This window comes from Salegentibacter sp. UBA1130, from assembly GCF_002311535.1.
Lineage (GTDB): Bacteria > Bacteroidota > Bacteroidia > Flavobacteriales > Flavobacteriaceae > Salegentibacter > Salegentibacter agarivorans.
Genome location: NZ_DCAP01000027.1, coordinates 45,053 through 66,704, shown reverse-complemented (window position 1 = coordinate 66,704; position 21,652 = coordinate 45,053). Strand labels below are relative to the sequence as shown.

Sequence of the window (21,652 nt, the reverse complement as noted above, 5' to 3'; positions counted from 1 at the left end):
ACTGCTTTAAATTGCACGCAAACACAAGACTATGAAGCAGATAAAAATTTTAAGCTTATTTCTTATTTTAATTACTTCGGGATGTTCGCAAATCAATAAAGCCTCCGATTTTATTACCAATCCAACCGCAAAAGAACAGTATAAACGAGATTTTATTGTTTCAGATGAATTGTTCTCCATTTGGGAAAATTCAGTCGAAACCGCTTTTAAGGATAGTGTAAGTGTAAACCTTCCTTACGCCGAAACCGGTAAATTCTTTCCTAAAAGTTTTTCAGTGTATTCTTATGAAATCCAACTCCAACCCGGTGAAGTTCTTAATTTAGCAGTAGAAACCGATTCTACAAAACAATTGGTTTTTATAGAACTTTTTGAGAAAACCACCGATTCTACAAACCTATTTGAAAAAGTCAAATCTTCAGATTTTCGAAAGAAAAACTTAAGCTTTGAAGCTGAAAAAACAGCTACCTACAAGGTGATGATCCAGCCGGAGATTGAAGCCACTGCTCCATTTGCATTTAAAATGCAGAAAAGTCCTGCTTATTTATTCCCGGTGGCTTCTGGAGTCAATACCAATGTACAAAGTTATTGGGGGGACAATCGCGATGGTGGTGCAAGAAGCCACGAAGGCATTGATATTTTCGCAAAAAGACGAACACCTGTGGTAGCGGCTACAAACGGCAGTATTGGTTATACCGGTGAAAAAGGCCTTGGCGGCAAACAGGTTTGGCTACGAGACCGTAAACGCAATCAGTCGCTTTATTATGCGCATTTAGATAGTATTGCAAATATTCCCGGAAGTGTAAAAAGGGGAGATACTTTGGGTTTTGTGGGCAATACAGGAAATGCCAGAACCACGCCTCCACACCTTCATTTTGGTATTTATAAAAGTTACCGTGGCGCGATAAATCCGCTGTATTTTGTTTACCAGGCCAGTTCACTGCAAACCGAACCCGAGAAATTAGATAGTATTCCGCTCAAATTGATCGTACAGAGTAACAGAGCCAATCTTAGAAATAAGCCAACAACATCAAATTCCAGGGTTCTAAGTACTTTGAAAGCTCAGGATACGCTTCAGTTCTTAGGAAAAACCAGGGAGTGGTTTCACGTAAGAACCTCTGCGAATAAAGCCTCTTTTGTCCATCAAAGTCTGGTTACACCAATATAAATTACGTCAAGCTGAACTTGTTTCAGCTTCTAATATGTTTTAGTTTTCAACGGTTTAGATCCTGAAACAAGTTCAGGAAGACGTTCAAAAATGAAATCAATCTAAGGTGCAGGATTAGGGTAAGTTTTGTGAACTTTATTGATCTCTTCTAAAACTTCTTCTGAAAGCTTTACCTCTATACTATCAATATTTTCTTCTAATTGTTTAATGGAAGTTGCACCAATAATATTACTGGTTACAAACGGACGCGTATTTACAAAAGCCAGGGACATTTGCGCGAAATTCAAATTATACTTTTTAGCAATTTCAGCATAAGCTTTGGTGGCCTTTACCGCCTGCTCATTTGAATATCTTTTATACTGTGGAAACAAACCTAATCTCGAGTTTTCCTGAATTCCGTCCAAATGTTTTCCACTTAAAGTTCCCATTCCTAAAGGGGAATAAGGAAATAAACCCACATTTTCACGATGAAGAATTTCAGTTAAGCCAATTTCATCTTTTCTATTCAATAAATTATACGGGTTTTGTACCGTGATCATTTTTGGAAGATCGTGCTTTCTGCTTTCTTCCAGAAAACGGGAAAGTCCGTAAGGCGTTTCATTAGACAAACCAACCTGCCTTATTTTTCCTTCTTTTACAAACTCATTTAAAGTTTCAAGAACTTCCTGGAAATTTTCTTCCCATTTTTCCTCTTCATCATGCTCGTAACCTAATTTCCCAAAGAAATTGGTATTTCTTTCCGGCCAGTGAAGTTGATAAAGATCTATATAATCGGTTTGTAATCTCTTCAGGCTTTTATGCAGAGCATCGGTTACAGCTTCCTTAGAAAAACCAAGATTATCCCGAATATGCTCCATAGAATTTCCGGGGCCAACTACTTTAGAAGTCAGTATTACATCTTCCCTCTTTCCCGATTTTTTAAACCAGGAACCAATAATTTTTTCGGTACTACCCTGGGTTTCGGCTTTTCCGGGTATAGAATACATCTCGGCCGTGTCAAGGAAATTTACGCCTTTTTCAAGGGCAAATTCAATTTGTTCGTGGCCTTCGGCTTCTGTATTCTGTTCGCCCCAGGTCATTGTTCCCAGGCAAATTTTACTAACTTTTATATCGGTGTTCGGGAGTGTGGTATATTTCATTTATTATATTTCTGCATCGTTATTATTCTTCATTCAGCAATTTAGTAACCTCATCTAATTTTGGTGTTAAAATCACCTCAATTCTTCGGTTTTTTGCCTTTCCTTCAGCAGTTTCATTCGTTGCGATTGGTGCATATTCCCCACGCCCGGCTGCGGTTAAATTCTGTGGATCTATATTATTATTTTCTTTCAAAATTTGAACTATTGAAGTCGCTCTTTTGGTGGAAAGATCCCAGTTATCATTTAAAGGGCCACTTCCGCCATAAGGCACATTATCGGTATGTCCTTCAATCAAAACCGCGATATCGGGATTTTCTGCTAAAACCTGACCTAATTGTTGCACGGCCTGTCTTCCTTCATCATTTACAGCCCAACTTCCAGAGCCAAATAATAATTTATTCTCCATAGAAACATAGACCTTGCCGTCGCGCTGTTCTACAGTTAAACCTTTACCTTCAAAATTGGTTAAAGCTTTTGAAATTGCATCTTTTAATGCATTCATTTTAGCATCTTTGGCCGCGATTAATTCTTCCAGTTCGTTTACCCTTCTGGAACGTGCATCAAGATCACGTTGTAATTTATCTAACCTTGTTTGTTCCTTTACCAAAGCCTGTTCTTTTTCTTCTAATTCAGCTAGAAGTTGACGGTTTTGTCGCGAATTTTCTGCAATCGCTGCCGAGCTGTTTTCCTCTAAGGCATCGTAAGACTTTTTAAGGGTTGCATAGTTTTTTCTAGAGCTTTCCAACTCATCTTTTAGCCGATCCCTTTCAGCAGTAGCTGCAGCATAATCCTTTTTTAATGCTGAATATTCTTCATCCAAATTTCGATATTTATCGAGTTCAGATTGTGTATTTCGGTTTTCACGTTTTAAATCGGCGTGCCTACCTTCGAGTTCTTCATATTTTTTTGAAGACACACAGGAGGTCATAATAAAAACTGCTGAAGCTGCTAAAACAAGTATTTTTTTCATTTTTAAAATTTTAAGTTCAAATATCTTCTAATTTACCGTCATTGGGAGCCCGATAATTATCGGGAGAAACAATCTGCAACTTGGTAGAGATTACTTCACTCCGTTAGTAATGACGTTCTTTCTAAAAATCTGATTCCAATTCCACCAAAACAGGACAGTGATCACTGTGTTTGGCTTCGGGTAATATAACGGCTCTTTTTAGTTTTTCTTGTAATGGCTCTGCCACCAAATTATAATCTATACGCCAGCCTTTATTATTGGCACGGGCATTTGCACGGTAGCTCCACCACGAATAATTATCACCTTCCTCATTAAAATGCCTGAAGGAATCTATAAAGCCACTTTTCATAAAATTATCTATCCACTCACGCTCTACAGGTAAGAAACCTGATACATTTTTTAAGCGCACAGGATCGTGAATATCTATAGCCTGGTGGCAAATATTATAATCTCCGCAAATTATTAAATTGGGGAAATCCTGTTTTAACTCATTTACATAGTGCTGAAAATCGTCCATAAAACGGAGTTTATGCTCCAAACGGGCAATATTTGTTCCCGAGGGTAAATACAAACTTATAATTGAAAAATCTTCAAAATCGGCACGGATGGTTCTGCCTTCAAAGTCCATATAATCTATGCCGGTGCCATATTCAATATGCAGCGGTTTATGCTTACTTAAAATTGCCACGCCGCTGTAACCTTTTTTTTGAGCGGGATACCAGTAATGATAAGGATAGCCGGCTTCTTTAAAATCGTTAAGGTCTAATTGCTCAGGATTTGCTTTTATCTCCTGTAAACAAACCACATCTGGATTTGCCTGTTGCACCCAATCTAAAAAACCTTTTCTAACGGCAGCTCTAATTCCGTTTACGTTATAAGAAATGATCTTCATTTAAGTCAATTTTCCTCAAAAATAAGGCTAAATGCAAGATTTACAAGTTGGATTGCTGAATTTCCAGTAGCTTTTTGGCCTGTTGAAGATGTCGTTCTTCGTGAGCAAGAATAATTTTAAAAGCAGCATCAAGTTTATAGACAATTTTAGGATTTGCAGGAGAAGAAATTACCGCGTTTTGCTCCAGTAAATCTTCAGAATTTAATATTTTTTCTTTTAATTTTTCCTGATGTTCTATAAATCTTTTTAGAATATCTTCTGAAGCTGTATTTTCAGAAGATATTCTAAATTGAAAAGGTTTTAGTTTTTTTAGAGGTATCAGGTTGTACCGATTTTAAAATAACTTTTCCGAAGAAATTTACCAAAAAACCCAATTTTGCCGTAAATGGCTTTTTATAATTTTTATTTCTCAGCCTATCAATCACGGGGAAATAAGACTCATTTATTAATATTAAATGCTCTAAATTTTGGGCAATACTCCAGGTCTCGGCATCTGGTTTCCTGTGAATTTGGCTTTCACTGAGCTCTCCAAATGTCTTTTTAAACTTATGGGTAAGTTCATCAAGCCTGTGTGCAAATTCTTGAGTATACACCTTTAAAAATTATGATTTAAGATTGTCTATTCTACTATAAAGCGTTTTACTTTTCCTACTTCTCGCGTGCCCATTCTAACCAAATAAACCCCTCGTGCTGCATAAGACATATCAAGTTCATAAACATACCCGGTACCATTATTTTCTACCTGATTTTCTAACATTTTTTGTCCTAAAATATTATGAACCGTAATTCTTAGGGTTTCTTCATAATCGGTTTCCATAATTACTCTAAACTGTTTATTTTCTTCTGAAACCACCACCAATTCGGCTTCGTTAAGAATAAAATCTTCAATATCTAAAGTAGAATCGGTAATATTTACTGAATAATCGTGAGTGGTTCCATAATCCATTACTTCACACGGATTATTAAGATCACCGTCAAAACTGGTGTCTCCGGCTCTTATTCGCAGAAGATGTTGCCCTAAAGATGCATCAGCGGGAATACTAAAATTGTAAGAATACCACGTATTAGCATTAGGAATAACTTCAGAAGAGATTACGCGTTCGTCATCGTCAAAAACGGCATCGTCATTAAAATCTATCCACATTGAGAATTGTTCCTTATCCTCTTCAGCAAAGTGAGATTGCACCGAAACGGTAAATTCCCCCTGTGAACGGTCTAAAGTAGCCGAAAGACCAATAAAATCGGCATACCCATTTCCACAGGGAATACGTTCGTTAAGAACATCTTCTAATTCAAAAAACGAAATTCCGTCACCAAAACTACAATCAGAGCCTTCAGGAATACAATCTAAATTAGCTACAGATCTTACACTTGTGTCGTTTCTGGCATCAAAATCGTTCTCCAGTCGTGTGCCGGCGGTAATTCTATAGCTTCCGGAAGGTGAAATATCTGCAGTTTGATTAAAAGTATAAACTTCAAGACCTCCCACTTCCAGCGTGTCATTAAAAACTTCTCTTACCGGTGTGTTATTACCAACCTGGTAAAAAACCGGAATATCCTGTTGTGGTTCGCCTCCAAAATTTTCTATACTCACGGTTATTTCTTCTGAATTTCCTAAGCTCTCACCGGTTTGAGGAGCATCAATTGAAGTTACTCCAACATCGTTTGGCGGCAAATGTCTAACTGAAGTAGTTATTGTATCATTTTCTCTATTTTCATCTCCCTCTAAATTAGTGCTGAAAAGAAATTCGTAGGTTTCTCCAACTTCAGAAAGATCGGCGGTTTCAGAAAAAGTGAATTCTGCAGAGCTTGTTGCTGCAATACTTTCTTCAAAAGTTTCAGTCACTTCAGCACCGCCATTTATGCTATAACTAACTTCAAAATTAGATTGCGCATTTCTACCATAGTTTCTGATTTTAATAGTTATTTCTTCGTTTGTACCTAAACTTGCATCTTGCGGACTAACCAAAGAAACTACACCAAGATTATTATCAAAATCTGGTGCTATCTTAAAAACGCCTACGTGATTTTTCCTTTCCTGGCCTACAAAATACTCACCGTTATGCCAAAAAGTGAGTCCATCTGCCGCGTCTACACTTAAATGCGCATAATCCCCGTAGCGGGAATTGGGATTTGGACTTTCGCCTTCAATAATATTTTGCTCTTCAATAGTCATAATTCCCGGTTCATCATTAAGGTATCTCCCCGTATATCGCAGCGAGGGAAAAACCGGATTTTGCGGATTATCATTTAAAACCGTGTAACCTAGAGCAATATTCCCTTCCGCATCAAGGCCTATACTTCCGCTAAATCGGTCGCTATTATCGGGGGCGTAAGTTCCTTCTTGGTAAACACTCCAGGGACCGCCATCGGTTTGCTGGCGTAATTCATACCAACGTATTCCAGCGTGCTCGGCCGCACTGGGATCTACATCTACCACAAAATTCATAACCACAGCATTATAATTTTGAAATCGTCTGTAAATGGTCATATACATCATTGTAGCCTGTAATACGTCAATTTCGGGAGTATCTTCGCCGGGTTGTGAAAGATTCGAAAAAGAGCCTCCGTCAAATGTGGCTATAAAAGGCGAAACTCCCTCTGCCGCTCCTAATTCTTGTGATTCTGAAATAGTTGAAGCCGAAGGGTTATTCCAGTCTACATCAATAAGCCAGAGCTTTAGATGATCTTCATTAACCCCTGCCCACGAATCGTCTTGTAGAAAGACTATAGGCGAATTTCCCCGAGGAGGTATTTCGTTTCCAATCCCTGAAAAACCGGCCGGACTGTAAAATCCGTTAGTTCTAATACCGGGCAATGGAAATGACATAATTTGGGCAGTTTCCCCGGCCAGCATTTGGTCCCTTTCCAGAGCATACACCACCTGACTTGTGGCGGCGGTCCTGGTATTTTTATTAGTGGTGATATAATAACCGTCTCCCCAAACTGAAATCTTCGGGTAATCTGGCAAAACCCCGTTTGTGGTAAAGCGATAAGTGTACCAACCGTCATTCATTGGGTCTGGACCTTGTGAGACTGCGATTAAAAAACTTTCGGGGGTATCGCTGAACTGTGAAATTATGAACCTATCGGCAAATTCATCGTATAAAATAATAGGGTCTCCAAGGGTTTCATTGGTAAACTCGCCACCAATACTGGCAAGAGAAGCAGGTTCCATAATTCTGTTGCCCGATTTATCGAAAATTGAAAAAGCCGAATTCCATCCGTTTACATAATGGTTTGGCCCCGCAGCCCCGGTAGGATCTGTAGGAGTGGCTTGTGTAGAAGCAGCTTCAAACGTAAAGTTGGGAGCCTTCACAGGGATTTCACCCATTTTTTGCTGAAGCGCTTCATCCTTGGTTTTTGGTAAACCTTTTCCCGGAACAATTTTGTTAATTCCCCGATTTCTTGGATTGTAGATTTTGAATTCTTTTGCCGGCGGAATTAATTTCCTTTTAGACATTGCAGAAGAAGTTACTGCTTTGGCAGAGTCTATATAAACCGGGCCTGCTGTTTCTCTATCCTGACCCAGAAATATAGAATGAAAACCAAAAATTAAAACTAAAAGGAATAAAATTTTCTTCATTGTGATGAGACTTCTTCTTTTACTTTCTAAAAATAATGATTCTATGCGTATCTAAAACAAAAGGAGCGATTAAGTTGATTAATCGCTCCTTTTAATAATTTTAAAAAACACTTTTAAGTTATTTCTTCATCCAGGTCTTAAAATCTATCTCCTGTTCAATAAGTGTCTTAAGCTCTGTAATATCTACGCGTTTTTGGTCCATAGTATCACGGTAACGCACCGTCACTTTTTTATCTTCAAGTGAATCGTGATCTACAGTTATACACAATGGTGTTCCCGCAGCATCCTGCCTGCGATATCTACGGCCAATCGCATCTTTTTCGTCATACTGAACTCTAAAATCCCATTTTAATTCTTCAATAATTTCGTGAGCAAGCTCTGGCAAACCATCTTTTTTAACTAGTGGCAGTACCGCCGCCTTGGTTGGCGCCAATACAGCAGGTAGTTTTAAAACCGTTCTTGTTGTTCCGCCTTCCAGTTCTTCTTCTTTTAATGAAGCTGAAAAAACCGCTAAGAACATTCTGTCTAAGCCAATTGAAGTTTCAATTACATAAGGCACGTAATTTTCTTTTAATTCAGGATCGTAGAAACGTAATTTCTTCCCTGAATGTTCTTCGTGTGCTTTTAAATCGAAATCTGTTCTGGAATGAATTCCTTCTAATTCTTTAAATCCAAAAGGGAAATTAAATTCTATATCGGTAGCAGCATTAGCATAATGCGCCATTTTTTCATGATCGTGAAAACGGTAATTTTCTTCGCCTAAACCTAAAGAAGCGTGCCAATTCTGGCGGGTTTCTTTCCAGTGCTCAAACCATTTTAATTCTTCGCCGGGACGCACAAAAAATTGCATCTCCATTTGTTCAAATTCCCGCTGGCGAAAGATAAACTGTCTCGCAACAATTTCATTTCTAAAAGCTTTTCCTATCTGTGCAATTCCAAAAGGAATTTTCATCCGACCGGTTTTTTGCACGTTAGAAAAATTCACGAAAATTCCCTGGGCAGTTTCAGGACGCAAATATAAGTCTGTAGCAGAATCGGCTGAAGCACCCAGCTTGGTTCCAAACATTAAATTGAACTGCTTAACATCTGTCCAGTTTTTAGAACCCGTTTCGGGACAGGCAATTTCCAACTCTTCAATTAGCGCTTTAACATCGGCCAAATTTTCATCGGTAAGTGATTTGGCAAGGCGCTCAAGAATTTCTTTCTCCTCTTTTTTATAACGAATAACCCTGGGGTTGGTACTTACAAATTCTTCTTCATCAAACTTATCTCCAAAACGTTTCCTTGCTTTTGCAATTTCCTTTTGTGCTTTTTGATTGATCTTTTCAGCATAATCTTCAACCAAAACATCGGCCCGATATCGTTTTTTAGAATCTTTATTATCAATTAAAGGATCGTTAAACGCATCTACGTGACCCGAAGCCTTCCAGGTGGTAGGGTGCATTAAAATCGCCGCATCTAAACCAACGATGTTTTGGTGCAACTGCACCATACTTTTCCACCAGTAATCTTTGATGTTTTTCTTTAATTCAGCCCCATTTTGCCCGTAATCGTAAACAGCACTAAGTCCGTCGTAAATTTCGCTCGATGCAAAAATATACCCATACTCTTTAGCATGGGATATTACATTTTTAAAAAAATCTTCTTGTTTTGCCATAGCACAAAAATAAAAAAACCGCCCTGATAAACAGCAGGGCGGCCTTTGAATTTTAAGTTTTAATTATCTTAGGTTAAAAGATGCTGTTCCCAGTAAAATCGCATCGGCATATACGTAAACTTTATAAGTACCTTCCAGCAATCTATTTTCGTTGGTATTAGCTAACAAACACACATCCAACTCGTTGTTTTCGTAATAAACTTTAGAAGCCGCGCTATATACCATAGGCCCGCCTTCGTGTTCTACCACAATTTCATCACCTACCAATTCATTTTCAGGATTATAAACCTGCACATACATATTCCTTTCTCCCGGCCCGGCAAGATCATTAGCCGTTATAGTAAAGCAAGTTCTAATTTGGTCTATTCTTCGGGTTCTGTCGTTTTCTACCAGTTTACCACTATTTCTTACAATAACTCCTTCCCCACGTAAATTGGTGACTTTAAGCTGCGCTGCCCGATCTACTTTGTTAGAAAGATCCTGGTTGGTAGTTTGTAAAGAATCTGAAACCCTGGTTCTTTCCTGTAGAATTACGTTAGTACTGTCTAAAGTTTGAGACATCATTTGGTTTTGGCGGTTTAGACTATCTACCACTCTAAATAAACGATCTTTCTCAGATTTTAAATTGCTAATTTCCCTGCGATAGCGAGAAATTAAAACCAGGTTGGCTTCATTATCTTCTACTGAATCCAGTAAACGCTCTATTCTATTCCTGGCATCTACCAGGTTTTGATCCATCACCTGATTTTCATCTATGGCCTCATCGTATTTCTTAATTAGATCATTAAGCTCGTCTTCTATTACCTCTTTCTCCTTGGTAAGAATTGCTTTATTCTCTTTCTCTTCGTTATAGAATTTAATTGTATAGATACCTAAGGCCAGTAAGGCCACAGCTAACACTCCGGTTAAAATCTTAAGCGCGGTGTTGTTTTTCTTTTCGGTCATCATATTAATAAATTTTGTTTGTAAATTTAGGAGTTTAATAAGGTAAACAGCAAGGACTTAACAAATGTTTCACGATTTAGCAAACCTATTCTATCCTGCAATATGTAACTGCTGTGACAGCCCTTTGTTAAAGACAGAAAAAGTAATTTGTACTTCCTGTTTACATAAACTCCCAACCACTAATTATCACCTTGATAACGAAAACCTTAGCAAAAAAGTATTTTCTGCCCGTTTACCTCTAGAAAATGCAACTTCCCTACTTTATTTTAAAAAGAAAGGAATGGTGCAAAATCTTATTCATAATCTTAAGTATAAAAAGCAGGAAGAGGTGGGAGTCTTCCTGGGAGCCTGGCTGGGAAAAGAACTGGCATCACATCCCGCGTTTAAAAAAATTGATTGTGTAATCCCAGTTCCACTTCATCGTATAAAATTAAAACAAAGGGGATACAACCAGGTTACCGGCTTTGGACAGGAACTCGCCAAAAAATTAGATACCGAATTTATTGAAAACGTTCTGGTAAAAAAATCTGGTTCACGCACCCAAACCTTTAAAAAACGTCTTGGCCGGTGGGGCAGTATTGATGCTACATTTATGATAGAAAATTCAGAAATAGTAGAGAACAAACATATCCTGTTGGTAGACGATTTGGTGACCACGGGAGCTACTTTGGAAGCTTGCGGCAATAAGTTACTGGAAATTAAAAACACTAAATTAAGTATAGCGACTATGGCAATTACCGATTGATACTCACGTTAAAACCTAAAATAATTGTTTCTTTGCCTTTAGATTTCATTTTTAAATTATGCTGAAAAGAATTCCGGGAATTTTACTTGTGGTTGCTCTACTTTTGCTGTGTGTGCGATGCGCTAAAAAAGGAATGCCTGAAGGGGGCCCTGAAGACGAAGAACCGCCAAAATTTATTAGGGCAAACCCAGAAAATTACAATACTAATTTCTCTGCAGAAGAAATCAGGATTTTCTTTAACGAATATGTGAAGTTAGAAGATGCACGCCAACAAATAGTAATTTCGCCTCCAATAGAACCACGGCCCACAATTATTCCAATGGGTACGGCACGTAAAGATGTACGTATCCAAAATATGGATTCTCTTCAGGAAAATACTACTTATACCATAAATTTTGGAAAAAGTATTGTAGATAATAACGAGGGCAACCCATTACCATATTTTAAATATGTTTTCTCCACCGGTGACTACCTGGACTCTTTAAAAATTTCTGGAACTATAAAAGACGCTAATTTGAAAGCTCCAAACGAATTTATTTCTATTTTTTTATATGAAGTAGATTCAACTTTTTCAGATTCCCTGGTCTACAAACAAACTCCAAGATATATAACTTACACGTTAGATAGTAGCGTAAATTTTGAACTGGAAAACCTTAAGGAAGGCACGTACCAGATTCTTGCAATAGAAGACAAAAACGATAATTATAATTTTAATCCTAAGAACGAAAAAATAGGGTTTATTGAAGATTATATCACGCTACCTACAGATTCTACTTACCAAATCACCATCTTTACAGAAGAACTGGAATTTGAGCCTAAAAGACCAAAACTCCTAAAAGGAAATCAAATTTTATTCGGTTACGAAGGGAAAAAAGGAGTAGATAGTGTAGAAATTAATTTATTAACCCCAGAACCTGAAGGTTTTAAATCCAGAATTGTAAAAGATAGAAAAACCGATACACTTTACTATTGGTATAATATTCGTCCCGAATACGACAGCCTTTCTTTTGAAGTAGTTAGCCCTACCCGCCGTGACACCCTATTCACAAAAATAGCAGAAGCCGACCGTGATTCCCTAAATATTACCACAGAACCTTCTGGCGGAATAGGGTTTGGCCAGGATTTTAAGTTGAAAGCCAACACTCCAATTACAAATTTTAACCGGGAGCTTATTAGTATTCGGGATGGAGATTCAGTAATTGTTCCTTTTAATGCTGAAATGCGCAGGTTGGAAAACGAAATTGTAATTTCTTTTGAAAAAGAAGAAAGCACCGATTATCGCGTAACTGCTTTACCCGGTGCTATTACCGATCTTTTTGAAGAAACCAACGATACCCTTCAGCAAAGTTTAAATACCAAATCTTATGCAGATTATGGCAGTATTATTCTAAGGCTTCAGAATGTTAATCGATTTCCGTTGCTGGTTCAGCTTACTAATGAAAAAGGAGAAGTACAGACAGAAAAATATTCTAATGGCGATACCAATTTACATTTTCAGTATTTAAAGCCCGGTAAATACCTTATTCGGGTAATTTTTGATGATAATGAAAACCGAAAATGGGATACCGGAAATTACTTAAAAAGAATTCAACCGGAAGAAATTCAATATTATCGGGATACTATAGATGTTAGGTCTAATTGGGATATGCCAGAGACTTTTACTTTAGAGTAAATTCATCGCGATCCTGGAGAAATTTTAACTGCCCACGCGTTTCCTCAAGATGTTTTTTATCTAGCGTAATTTCTTTTACAAAAGGTTCTTCGCGGTACAGCTCTGTAAGATTTTTTCCCAAACAATCGTAAGCTGCTGTGTGGCCATTATACTCGTAGCCATCACCGTCATTTCCGGTACGATTAACGCCAATACAGTAACTCATATTTTCTATAGCCCGGGCTTTTAATAGTGTATCCCACGCAAAAACACGCTTGCTTGGCCAGTTGGCAACATAGATCAAAAGGTCATAATCTTCGGTATTTCTTGCAAAAACAGGAAAACGAAGATCATAACAAACCAGCGGACAAATTTTCCAGCCTTTATAATCAACAATTAATCTATCTTTTCCGGCGGTATAGGTTTTATCTTCTTTAGCAAGCGTGAACGTATGTCGTTTATCGTAGATTTTATAACTTCCGTCAGGAAAAACAAAGAAAAGCCGATTGTAGAAATTATCATTTTCAGAAATAATCACGCTTCCGGTAACTGCAGCGTCTTTCAATTTTGCCATTTCACGCATCCAGTTTAGCGTTAAACCATCGGTTTTTTCGGCTAATTTACTGGCGTTCATACTAAACCCAGTAGTAAACATTTCCGGAAGAATAATAAGATCAATTTCTTCTGAAAGTGCTTTAATTTCTTTTGAAAAAAAGCTGCGATTAGCCTGGGGATCTTCCCATTTTAAATTTGCCTGAATTAGTGCGGTGTTTAATTTCTGTGCCATATTCAAAATTACCAAATTTTAAATATCTGCTGCTAAATCCTTGTTAAACAATTGTAGAAAACTCACATAATGGATAGTTTTAATCTGTAAAATAGCTAATTATGAAAGTACAAGCCTTACTAAATAAAGATTCTTATTCTAAAGCTACCGGCCGCGGGCTTCTTGCAGGAGTACTTGGCGGACTTGCCGGTACAGCGGTAAAAAGCCTGGTTGAACATTTTCTACCGGTTAGAAAAATAGAGCAACGTTCTGCCCAAATTAAAATTGTAGACGATCTTTCTACAAAAATCACCGGGTCTCCTATAAGTGTTAATAATGAAGAATTGGCCGAGCAATTAGTAAATTTCCCTATGGGTGCCAGCGTTGGGGCTGCTTATGGTTTTGGAAAGAAGGACAACGAAGAATTAAATATTAGGGATGGGATAATTTTAGGTGGTTCTACCTGGATTTCAACACACGAAACTTCGCTTCCTATGATGGGGCTGGAGCCTAAGCCTACCGATGTGCCCATTAAAATGCAAATGAACGAGCTGTTTGCCCACGTACTGTTTGGAATTACCACTGAAGTTGTTAGAAGTACCGTTCTTAAAAGACTGAATGAAAGAAATTAATTCTCCAGACTTTTCAACATTTTTCTAATCCTGTCTTCCAGTTTTTCTGAAGATAATTTTTCTCGTAACCTGTCGGTAATAATGGGGAAAGAAAACGGCGTTGGTTTTTCGCAGTTTTTCCAAATGATATTTTGATGCTGAATGCGTTCTAAAGCAAATCTTAATCGGCCTTCTTCCAACTGGTGCTCAAAAGTCTCCCTGAAAGATTGCAAATACAATAAATTATCGTCCTCATAATCTTTAAAAACGCTAAATAGCAACTGCGAACTGCTTTGCAAATGTTTACTTTTAATCAGTTTATTCGGGTAACCGGTAAAAACCATCCCGGCAATTACTGCAATATCCCTGAATTTTCGCCTGGCCATTTCTGTAGCGTTTAAACTTTTATAAAGATCATCCATAAGGAATTCTGCGGAAAAAAGATTGTTATCCAAAACTTGCTGCATATCAATTTCCTGGTCTGAGAGCAATTCAAAGCCATAGTCGTTAAAAGCAATACTAAAGGAAATTGGAGAAAGCAAACTGATGCGATACGCCAGTAAACTTCCCAAAGCCTCGTGTACAAATCGACCTTCAAACGGGTAAAAGATTGCGTGATAACCTTCCCTGGTTTTAAAAGTTTCAATTAAAAACTCATCCTGCTTTGGAATAATAGATTCTTTTTGCTGCCTTTCCAAAATTGGCTGTAAAGCTTTTAATTCTTCTGATTTTTCCGAAGAAACTGCAGAAGTAGAAGCAGAAGCGGCATACATTTCTTCCCGAAGCAATTCACTCATCTGCGCGGAAAATGCCATTCTACCGCCCATCCAACTGGGGACTTTAGAAGTCTTTTTCTTCGATTTTCTAACTAAAACCTGCATACTTTTAATTCGCACTAATTCCAGGTTTCTACCGGCAAAGGTAAATACGTCTCCGGGCGTTAGTTTGGAAATAAACCATTCTTCAATTGTACCAATATAACCGCCTTTTAGGTATTTTACACTTAAAACCGCATCGCTCACAATCGTTCCAATCTGCAAACGGTGGCGCATTGCAATCCCACGGTTATTTACTTTAAAAAGTCCGTCTTCTTCAATTTCAATTTTCTTGTATTCATCATAAGCCTGCAAACTCTGGCTACCTTTAGTTACAAAATTCAAGATCCATAACCATTCATCTTCAGTAATGCCCTGGAAACAAAACGTAGATTTAATTTCCGGCCAGATTTCCTTCGGAAAAAACCCATTGGAAACCGCTAAAGTTGTGAGGTATTGCATCAGAACATCAAAACTTAACAAATACGGAATTCTATCTTCCACGGCAGTCTTCTGTACCGCTTTTTGTAAAGCTGAAGCTTCAATAAGTTCTATAGCGTGAGTGGGTAAGAAATAAATTACACTTTCTTTTCCAGGTTGGTGGCCGCTTCTGCCTGCTCGTTGTAAAAACCTGGCCACACCCTTAGGCCCACCAATTTGAATAATGGTTTCCACAGGGGCAAAATCCACTCCCAAATCAAGGCTCGACGTACAAACCACAGCTTTTAAAGTTTCATTTCTAATGGCCTGTTCCACCCAAAGCCTGGTTTCCTTGTTAATACTGCCGTGGTGCATTGCCACTTCCCCGGCAAACTCCGGATATTTATGCATTAATTTCTGAAACCATAATTCACATTGCGAGCGAGTATTGGTAAAAAGCAACGTATTTCTGGAATTCTTTATAATCGGCACTACCTCATCAATCAAGTGTAAACCCAAATGCCCACGCCAGGGAAACTTTTCCATTTTCTCTGGAATAATAGATTTTACGCTGATCTTCTTCTTCAAGTTCGCTCTTATCAATACCGAATTTTGGAAGGCTTCTGAATTAGGACCGAGTAAAACTTCCCGCGCCTGTTCTAAATTCCCAATCGTGGCTGAGATTCCCCAAATTCTTAAATTTTTTGAAACCGTTTTTAAACGAGATAACGCCAGTTCCATTTGCACACCTCGTTTTGTGCCCAGTAATTCGTGCCATTCGTCAACCACCACGGCACTTAGGTTTTTAAAAGTTTTATCGTAGTTTTTTGAAGAAAGTAATAATTGCAAACTTTCTGGAGTAGTAATCAGCAAATCGGGCATTGATTTCTTTTGCGCAGCCCGAACTTTTTGCGGGGTATCTCCTGTGCGAATTCCTATAGTTAAACCACTTCCAATTTCATCAGCAAATCGTTGCGCCGATTGTTCAATTTCCACTGAAAGAGCACGAAGTGGTGTAATCCAAATTGCTTTTAAACCTTTTTTCTGCTTTGTTTTATAATCCGGGTTTTTCTTTAAATAATCCAGCACTATAGGCACCCAAAGTGCATAGGTTTTTCCACTTCCTGTGGGCGCGTTTAAGAGTCCGTTTTTCCCTTGCAAAAAAGCCGTCCAGGTTTGTTTCTGAAAAGCAAAAGGTTTCCACCCCTGGTTAGAAAACCAGGTTTCAGCAATTTCAGTAAGTTGATTTCTATTCATGTTTTAATCCTTCCGTATTAGTCCGGTATTAAATCCCGCAACTCACCCAGCGTATTTGCTTCGTGTATATTTTTATCGGTTCGCCAGCGTACCATTCTTGGGAAACGGGTTGCTACTCCACTTTTATGGCGTTTGGATTCTGCAATTCCTTCAAAAGCGATTTCAAAAACATGGTGTGGAGTTACGCTTCTAACTGGGCCAAACCTCTCTAAAGTGTTTTTCTTGATCCAATTATCCAGTTTTCTAAATTCGGCATCGGTTAAACCGGAATAGGCTTTGGCAAAAGTCACCAGTTCCTTTTTATCATCGTCCCACAACCCGAAAGTATAATCTGTAAATAAATTGCTTCGTCTACCGTGACCACGCATGGCATAAGTGAGCACTGCATCTACTGTAAGCGGATCTACTTTCCACTTCCACCAGTCGCCTTTTTTTCTTCCTACTAAATATGGCGAATCCAATCTTTTTAGCATTAATCCTTCCGATTTTTCTTCTCGCGCACGCTCTCTTTCTTCGGCTACTTCAACCCAGTTTTTAAAAGAAATTCGTTCAGATAAATGCAAGGGAATTTCCTCAGCAGCAACTTCAGCATAAAGCTTCTCCAGAATTTTTCTCCTTTCTATAAACGGCTCGGTTCTTATATCTTCTCCTTTCCATTCCAAAACATCGTAAGCCTTTAAAATTACGGGAGTTTTTTCCAGTAATTTTTTACTGATATTTTTCCTTCCAATTCGGGTTTGCAGATCTTTAAAGGTCCCAATTTTGCCATCTGGAAAAGGTAATATTTCGCCGTCTATTACCGTTCCATTAGGAACTTTACCTACGAAATCTTCAAATTCAGGATATTTATCGGTGACCAGCTCTTCCCCACGGCTCCAAACAAAAAGTTCGTCATTTCTAACAATCACCTGGGATCGGATGCCATCCCATTTATGCTCTGCACTCCAATTGGCTACATCTCCCAAGTCTTCAACTTCTCCATCTATTGCGTAGGCCAGGTAAAACGGGTAAGGTTTTGATAAATAATCTTCTTCGTTTTCTTCTAAAATCAGTTTTTTAAAAGTGGTTTTTTCAGGTTTCCAGTTACCCATCATCTTATAGGCAAGAATATCTTCGTCGATATCAGTTGCCTTTGAAAGTGAACGTGTCATTAATTTTTGACTTACTCCTATTCGAAAACTTCCGGTGATAAGTTTAGTGAAAACAAAGCGTTCGTAATAATTAAGTGCAAGCCAGTTTTTATGTAAATAGTTCCTTTTCTCTGCTTCGGTTTTAGGTTTTAATTCCAGTATTTCCTGAAGAAATTGATTCAGACTTTTTTCTGAAGATTCTTCTGCCGATGGAATCACCAGCGCGATTGTTTCGGCCAGATCGCCTACAATGTGATAGGATTCTTCAAATAACCACAAGGGAATATTGGCAAGTTCTGATGCCCATTGACGCATTAAAGTGGTGTTTACAGGTCTTGGCGGGCGGCGATGTGATAAAATAGCGATGGTCCAAACCTTGTCTTTTTCTTCGGCATTTTTAAAATAATGCGTTAAGGCCTCAACTTTTAAAGTGGTTTTGTTGGTGCTGTCCAGGGTTTTTATAAGCTCTGCAAAGTCCTTCATTTTTGTTTAGTTTATTTACTTCTCGACCGCTTTCGAAGTGACAAAGCATTTAGTTTTCGATTTCTTTTTTCGATTCTTCCTCTCCCATTTCCCCTTCATATTGTGTTTCTTCAGTTCGGGCATCATAGCCTAATTCTCTTAAATAGCGGGAGAAAATATCGGTATAACCGTGAGTACAGATAACTTTTTCGGCCCCGGTAGCTTTTATAGATTTCAAAAGTCCCTGCCAATCGCAATGATCAGACAAAACAAAACCACGATCTATAGCACGTCTTCTTCGGGCTCCGCGAAATGTCATCCAGCCACTTGCAGAAGCTGTAACATAAGGCACCATTTTCTTAATCCAGGGACTGCCGTGGGCACTTGGAGGAGCCACCACGATACTTCCTTTAAATTCATTCTTTTTGGTATCACGGGTAACCCTCGTAGTTTCGGGCATTTCAGATAAAGGGCGAATTACCTCTGTCATATTTTCTATAGCGCCATGAGTGTAAATTTTACCGATAGAAGTGTCAAGATGTTTCAGTAAACGCTGTGCTTTTCCGAGGGAATATCCAAAGATCACAGAGGTTCTACCGTCTTCCTTATTTTGCTGCCACCATTTATTAATTTCGGTAAAAACTTCCGCTTGCGGCTGCCATTTAAAAGCAGGCAAACCAAAAGTACATTCGGTGATAAATGTGTGGCATTTTACCGGTTCATAAGGCACCGCTACACCATCGTCTTCATCTTTATAATCGCCGGTAAAAACCCAAACTTCGCCTTTATATTCTACCCTAATTTGCGAAGAACCAATAATATGCCCGGCGGGATGAAGGGAAAATTTTACGCCATTAATGCTAAAAGTTTCATTCCATTCTTTCCCGGAAACTTCAATTTCACCCAGGCGATGCTTTATAATAGGAACATTGCTGTGATGCGTAATATATTTTTTATGCCCCCACCGAGAATGATCGGCGTGGCCATGGGAAATAATAGCTTTGTCTACCGGTTTCCAAGGGTCCAGATACACATCTGCAGCTTCGCAGTAAATTCCTTTTTTATTAAAAGCCAGTAATGGTGGTTTCATTTTTTGAGTACTTAAAATGAAATTACCGAAAATGAAAGGCTTAAAAAAGGGATTAAGAAAAGATTAGCGATTGATGAAATCCTAAACTTTTAAAAGTTTTTTGATGAATTTTATTTTAAGCTTTAAGTATATTTGCAGTACCAAAATATTAAAAATGTCATTTTCAGATTTATTTGATTCGGGGGAACATCTTCGCAACATTAACCATTTTGCATCTATTGTAAACCTGGCGAGTGTAGATGGAAAAATCAATGAAAAGGAACGTGTTCTTTTAGAGCGTTTTGCCCGTAAACTAGATATAAGCGAACAGGAATATAAAATGGTGATTAAACGCCCGGCTGAATTCCCTATTAACTCTTATAATAGTGCCGAAAAACGTTTAGAGCGGTTGCACGACCTCTTTAAGATTATTTTTGCCGATAACGAAATAGATAATGAAGAAGAAACCCTCATTAAACGTTATGCTATAGGTCTTGGTTTTTCAAGTGAAAATGCAGAAAAAATTATAAAAAGATCTATCCAGATTTTTAGCGGTCAACTTAATTTTGAAGATTACCAGTATTTACTGGATAAATAAGATTAAAATATTGAATAATGGCCTAACTGAAAATTATATCACTTTTCTATTAGGCCATTATCTCTATCCATATGTCTGCATAAATTCTTCAGCTTTCTCTACCATATTTTTACTTCCGCAGAAAAATGGCGCACGTTGGTGTAATTCTGTAGGTTGAATATCCATAATTCGACTAAAACCATCGGTGGCCTTACCTCCCGCCTGTTCCACGATAAAGGCCATAGGATTACATTCATATAATAATCTCAGTTTTCCGTTGCTGGCTTTAGAACTTTTAGGATAAATAAAAATTCCGCCTTTAATCATATTCCGATGAATATCTGAAACCATAGAACCAATATACCTTGATGTATAGGGACGGTCTTCTTTTTCTTCTTGGCAGTACTTTATGTATTTCTTTACACCATCGGGAAAATGCACATAATTACCCTCATTCATAGAGTAAATCTTCCCGTCTTCCGGAAATTTCATATCGGGATGTGATAAATACCAAGATCCCAGCGCGGGATTGAGGGTGAACCCATTCACTCCGCAGCCCGTGGTATAAACCAGCATCGTAGAAGTCCCATAAATAATATAACCGGCAGCCACCTGTTTATTGCCGGGTTGTAAAAAATCTTCTTTTGTAACTGGGGTTCCGATTGGAGTCACACGACGATAAATAGAAAAAATAGTTCCAACAGATACATTTACATCAATATTGGAGCTTCCGTCTAGCGGATCCATAAGCACCACATATTTATTTCTATTATCGTTATTTTTACCTGAAATAGTTATAAAATCGTCGTTTTCTTCGGAAGCAATTCCACAGACAATTTCACGATTTATCAGGGTTTGAATAAAAGTCTCATTTGCATAAACATCTAGTTTTTGCTGATCTTCTCCCTGGATGTTGGTATCTCCATGCAAGCCTAAAATATCTACTAAGCCTGCTTTATTCACTTCGTGATTTACCACTTTAGCCGCCAGGCGTAAGGACCTAATTAAGCGGGAAAGTTCACCCGAAGAATAAGGAAATGCTTCCTGATTTTCTATTATAAATTCGCCTAAAGTCTGATTTTTCTTAACCATTATGTACTAATATCGTTAGTTGCGTCAAAATTATTCATTTTATTTAGTTACTAAAACGTTTTCGTAAAAATTATATTGAATTTTACGAAATTTTAATACAACCTATTTTCAGACTTTACTTACTAATTTTTTCAGCGGATATTTTATGAAATCCCTAATTTGAAATTTCAATCTTTACTTTTGTAACGAAAACAAATTAAAAAATGGAATTTACAATTAGAAAAGCAAGGCCAGAAGATATGTCAGCGGTTATAGAACTTATACAGGAACTGGCTGAATTCGAAAAAGAGCCCGAGGCAGTAATTATTACTGCGGAAGACCTGAAAACAGATGGTTTTGGAGAAAATCCGTCGTTTACCTGTTTTGTAGCCGAAGCTGCAGGAAAGATTGAAGGAATGGCATTATGCTATTTTAGATATTCTACCTGGAAAGGAAAAACCGTACACCTCGAGGATCTGGTAGTAAGAGAGAATATGAGAGGCAAAGGTTTAGGAAATGCCCTTTATAAACGTGTGATTCAATTTGCGAAAGAAGAAGGTGTAAAACGTACCGAATGGGTGGTTTTAGACTGGAATACCCACGCACGTGATTTTTACAGCCGTAGTGGTGCCACTGTTTTTACCCATTGGTGTACTGTGCAAATGGAAGAGCAAGCAATGGACAAATTTCTCGAGAAAACACGTTAATAATACGCTAAGCCTAT

The 21,652-nt window shown here is 38.0% G+C and carries 18 protein-coding genes; 6 read left to right on the top strand and 12 right to left on the bottom strand.

What is annotated here, in order from left to right; all coding sequences use genetic code 11:
• Nucleotides 1–31: 31 nt before the first annotated feature.
• Entirely contained in the window at nt 32–1,165 is a 1,134-nt protein-coding gene (locus B4F31_RS10435) for a peptidoglycan DD-metalloendopeptidase family protein (RefSeq protein WP_286761278.1), read from the top strand.
• Nucleotides 1,166–1,266: 101 nt separating this feature from the next.
• Here B4F31_RS10435 and B4F31_RS10430 read toward each other — a convergent pair whose 3' ends face one another.
• From B4F31_RS10430 to B4F31_RS10400, 7 genes are all read right to left on the bottom strand, one after another.
• Nucleotides 1,267–2,304 carry an NADP(H)-dependent aldo-keto reductase gene (locus tag B4F31_RS10430; RefSeq protein WP_286761277.1) on the bottom strand — a complete coding sequence of 346 codons (1,038 nt, stop codon included), beginning with the start codon at nt 2,302–2,304 and terminating at the stop codon, nt 1,267–1,269.
• A 22-nt stretch (nt 2,305–2,326) separates the two neighbouring features.
• Entirely contained in the window at nt 2,327–3,274 is a 948-nt protein-coding gene (locus B4F31_RS10425; RefSeq protein ID WP_286761276.1) for an OmpA/MotB family protein, read from the bottom strand.
• A 121-nt stretch (nt 3,275–3,395) separates the two neighbouring features.
• The gene (locus B4F31_RS10420) at nt 3,396–4,166 is read right to left on the bottom strand and encodes an exodeoxyribonuclease III (protein WP_286761275.1); all 771 of its coding nucleotides are present in this window, start codon (nt 4,164–4,166) and stop codon (nt 3,396–3,398) included.
• Nucleotides 4,167–4,450: 284 nt separating this feature from the next.
• The gene (locus B4F31_RS10415) at nt 4,451–4,759 is read right to left on the bottom strand and encodes a DinB family protein (protein ID WP_286761274.1); all 309 of its coding nucleotides are present in this window, start codon (nt 4,757–4,759) and stop codon (nt 4,451–4,453) included.
• Nucleotides 4,760–4,785: 26 nt separating this feature from the next.
• Entirely contained in the window at nt 4,786–7,752 is a 2,967-nt protein-coding gene (locus tag B4F31_RS10410) for a GEVED domain-containing protein (RefSeq protein WP_286761273.1), read from the bottom strand.
• A 118-nt stretch (nt 7,753–7,870) separates the two neighbouring features.
• Nucleotides 7,871–9,409: a glycine--tRNA ligase gene (locus B4F31_RS10405; RefSeq protein WP_093306121.1), complete on the bottom strand. Its 1,539-nt coding sequence runs from the start codon at nt 9,407–9,409 to the stop codon at nt 7,871–7,873.
• Nucleotides 9,410–9,472: 63 nt separating this feature from the next.
• The gene (locus B4F31_RS10400) at nt 9,473–10,357 is read right to left on the bottom strand and encodes a hypothetical protein (protein WP_208224030.1); all 885 of its coding nucleotides are present in this window, start codon (nt 10,355–10,357) and stop codon (nt 9,473–9,475) included.
• Nucleotides 10,358–10,418: 61 nt separating this feature from the next.
• Here B4F31_RS10400 and B4F31_RS10395 point away from each other — a divergent pair, with 61 nt between their 5' ends.
• Both B4F31_RS10395 and B4F31_RS10390 read left to right on the top strand, forming a co-directional pair.
• The gene (locus B4F31_RS10395) at nt 10,419–11,099 is read left to right on the top strand and encodes a ComF family protein (protein WP_286761272.1); all 681 of its coding nucleotides are present in this window, start codon (nt 10,419–10,421) and stop codon (nt 11,097–11,099) included.
• A gap of 58 nt (nt 11,100–11,157) precedes the next feature.
• A complete protein-coding gene (locus B4F31_RS10390; RefSeq protein ID WP_286761271.1) occupies nt 11,158–12,771 on the top strand; it encodes an Ig-like domain-containing protein in 1,614 nt (537 codons plus the stop codon).
• Here the strand turns inward: B4F31_RS10390 and B4F31_RS10385 are convergent.
• Nucleotides 12,758–13,537, bottom strand: coding sequence for an amidohydrolase (locus B4F31_RS10385; RefSeq protein ID WP_075325560.1), 780 nt, complete (start codon nt 13,535–13,537; stop codon nt 12,758–12,760). The genes B4F31_RS10390 and B4F31_RS10385 overlap by 14 nt on opposite strands.
• Before the next feature lie 101 nt (nt 13,538–13,638).
• On the opposite strand from B4F31_RS10385, the gene B4F31_RS10380 reads away from it, so the two are divergent.
• The gene (locus B4F31_RS10380; RefSeq protein ID WP_075325559.1) at nt 13,639–14,148 is read left to right on the top strand and encodes a DUF1440 domain-containing protein; all 510 of its coding nucleotides are present in this window, start codon (nt 13,639–13,641) and stop codon (nt 14,146–14,148) included.
• Here the strand turns inward: B4F31_RS10380 and B4F31_RS10375 are convergent.
• From B4F31_RS10375 to B4F31_RS10365, 3 genes are read right to left on the bottom strand one after another with little or no spacing between them, the layout of a single operon-like run.
• Nucleotides 14,145–16,619 carry a ligase-associated DNA damage response DEXH box helicase gene (locus tag B4F31_RS10375; protein ID WP_286761270.1) on the bottom strand — a complete coding sequence of 825 codons (2,475 nt, stop codon included), beginning with the start codon at nt 16,617–16,619 and terminating at the stop codon, nt 14,145–14,147. The genes B4F31_RS10380 and B4F31_RS10375 overlap by 4 nt on opposite strands.
• Before the next feature lie 17 nt (nt 16,620–16,636).
• Nucleotides 16,637–18,232 (bottom strand): ATP-dependent DNA ligase, encoded by a 1,596-nt coding sequence (locus B4F31_RS10370; RefSeq protein WP_093306126.1) that lies wholly within the window; start codon nt 18,230–18,232, stop codon nt 16,637–16,639.
• Between the two features lie 49 nt (nt 18,233–18,281).
• On the bottom strand, nt 18,282–19,301 hold the full coding sequence (locus B4F31_RS10365; RefSeq protein ID WP_075325556.1) for a ligase-associated DNA damage response exonuclease: 1,020 nt from the start codon (nt 19,299–19,301) through the stop codon (nt 18,282–18,284).
• 154 nt (nt 19,302–19,455) lie between these two features.
• Between B4F31_RS10365 and B4F31_RS10360 the strand changes: the two genes are divergently transcribed.
• Nucleotides 19,456–19,878, top strand: a complete 423-nt coding sequence (locus B4F31_RS10360) for a hypothetical protein (RefSeq protein ID WP_093306129.1) — start codon at nt 19,456–19,458, stop codon at nt 19,876–19,878.
• Between the two features lie 63 nt (nt 19,879–19,941).
• Here B4F31_RS10360 and fbp read toward each other — a convergent pair whose 3' ends face one another.
• Nucleotides 19,942–20,949: a class 1 fructose-bisphosphatase gene (fbp, locus tag B4F31_RS10355; RefSeq protein WP_075325555.1), complete on the bottom strand. Its 1,008-nt coding sequence runs from the start codon at nt 20,947–20,949 to the stop codon at nt 19,942–19,944.
• A 203-nt stretch (nt 20,950–21,152) separates the two neighbouring features.
• Between fbp and B4F31_RS10350 the strand changes: the two genes are divergently transcribed.
• Nucleotides 21,153–21,635: a GNAT family N-acetyltransferase gene (locus B4F31_RS10350; RefSeq protein ID WP_075325554.1), complete on the top strand. Its 483-nt coding sequence runs from the start codon at nt 21,153–21,155 to the stop codon at nt 21,633–21,635.
• The last annotated feature ends 17 nt before the right edge of the window (nt 21,636–21,652 follow it).

Coding starts and splice junctions, on each gene's coding strand:
- B4F31_RS10365 (WP_075325556.1), bottom strand. CDS start 19,301: ATGAAACCACCATTACTGGCTTTTAATAAAAAAGGAATTTACTGCGAA.
- B4F31_RS10400 (WP_208224030.1), bottom strand. CDS start 10,357: ATGATGACCGAAAAGAAAAACAACACCGCGCTTAAGATTTTAACCGGA.
- B4F31_RS10430 (WP_286761277.1), bottom strand. CDS start 2,304: ATGAAATATACCACACTCCCGAACACCGATATAAAAGTTAGTAAAATT.
- B4F31_RS10390 (WP_286761271.1), top strand. CDS start 11,158: ATGCTGAAAAGAATTCCGGGAATTTTACTTGTGGTTGCTCTACTTTTG.
- B4F31_RS10410 (WP_286761273.1), bottom strand. CDS start 7,752: ATGAAGAAAATTTTATTCCTTTTAGTTTTAATTTTTGGTTTTCATTCT.
- B4F31_RS10405 (WP_093306121.1), bottom strand. CDS start 9,409: ATGGCAAAACAAGAAGATTTTTTTAAAAATGTAATATCCCATGCTAAA.
- B4F31_RS10385 (WP_075325560.1), bottom strand. CDS start 13,537: ATGGCACAGAAATTAAACACCGCACTAATTCAGGCAAATTTAAAATGG.
- B4F31_RS10370 (WP_093306126.1), bottom strand. CDS start 18,232: ATGAAGGACTTTGCAGAGCTTATAAAAACCCTGGACAGCACCAACAAA.
- B4F31_RS10380 (WP_075325559.1), top strand. CDS start 13,639: ATGAAAGTACAAGCCTTACTAAATAAAGATTCTTATTCTAAAGCTACC.
- B4F31_RS10350 (WP_075325554.1), top strand. CDS start 21,153: ATGGAATTTACAATTAGAAAAGCAAGGCCAGAAGATATGTCAGCGGTT.
- B4F31_RS10435 (WP_286761278.1), top strand. CDS start 32: ATGAAGCAGATAAAAATTTTAAGCTTATTTCTTATTTTAATTACTTCG.
- B4F31_RS10375 (WP_286761270.1), bottom strand. CDS start 16,619: ATGAATAGAAATCAACTTACTGAAATTGCTGAAACCTGGTTTTCTAAC.
- B4F31_RS10395 (WP_286761272.1), top strand. CDS start 10,419: ATGTTTCACGATTTAGCAAACCTATTCTATCCTGCAATATGTAACTGC.
- B4F31_RS10425 (WP_286761276.1), bottom strand. CDS start 3,274: ATGAAAAAAATACTTGTTTTAGCAGCTTCAGCAGTTTTTATTATGACC.
- fbp (WP_075325555.1), bottom strand. CDS start 20,949: ATGGTTAAGAAAAATCAGACTTTAGGCGAATTTATAATAGAAAATCAG.
- B4F31_RS10360 (WP_093306129.1), top strand. CDS start 19,456: ATGTCATTTTCAGATTTATTTGATTCGGGGGAACATCTTCGCAACATT.
- B4F31_RS10420 (WP_286761275.1), bottom strand. CDS start 4,166: ATGAAGATCATTTCTTATAACGTAAACGGAATTAGAGCTGCCGTTAGA.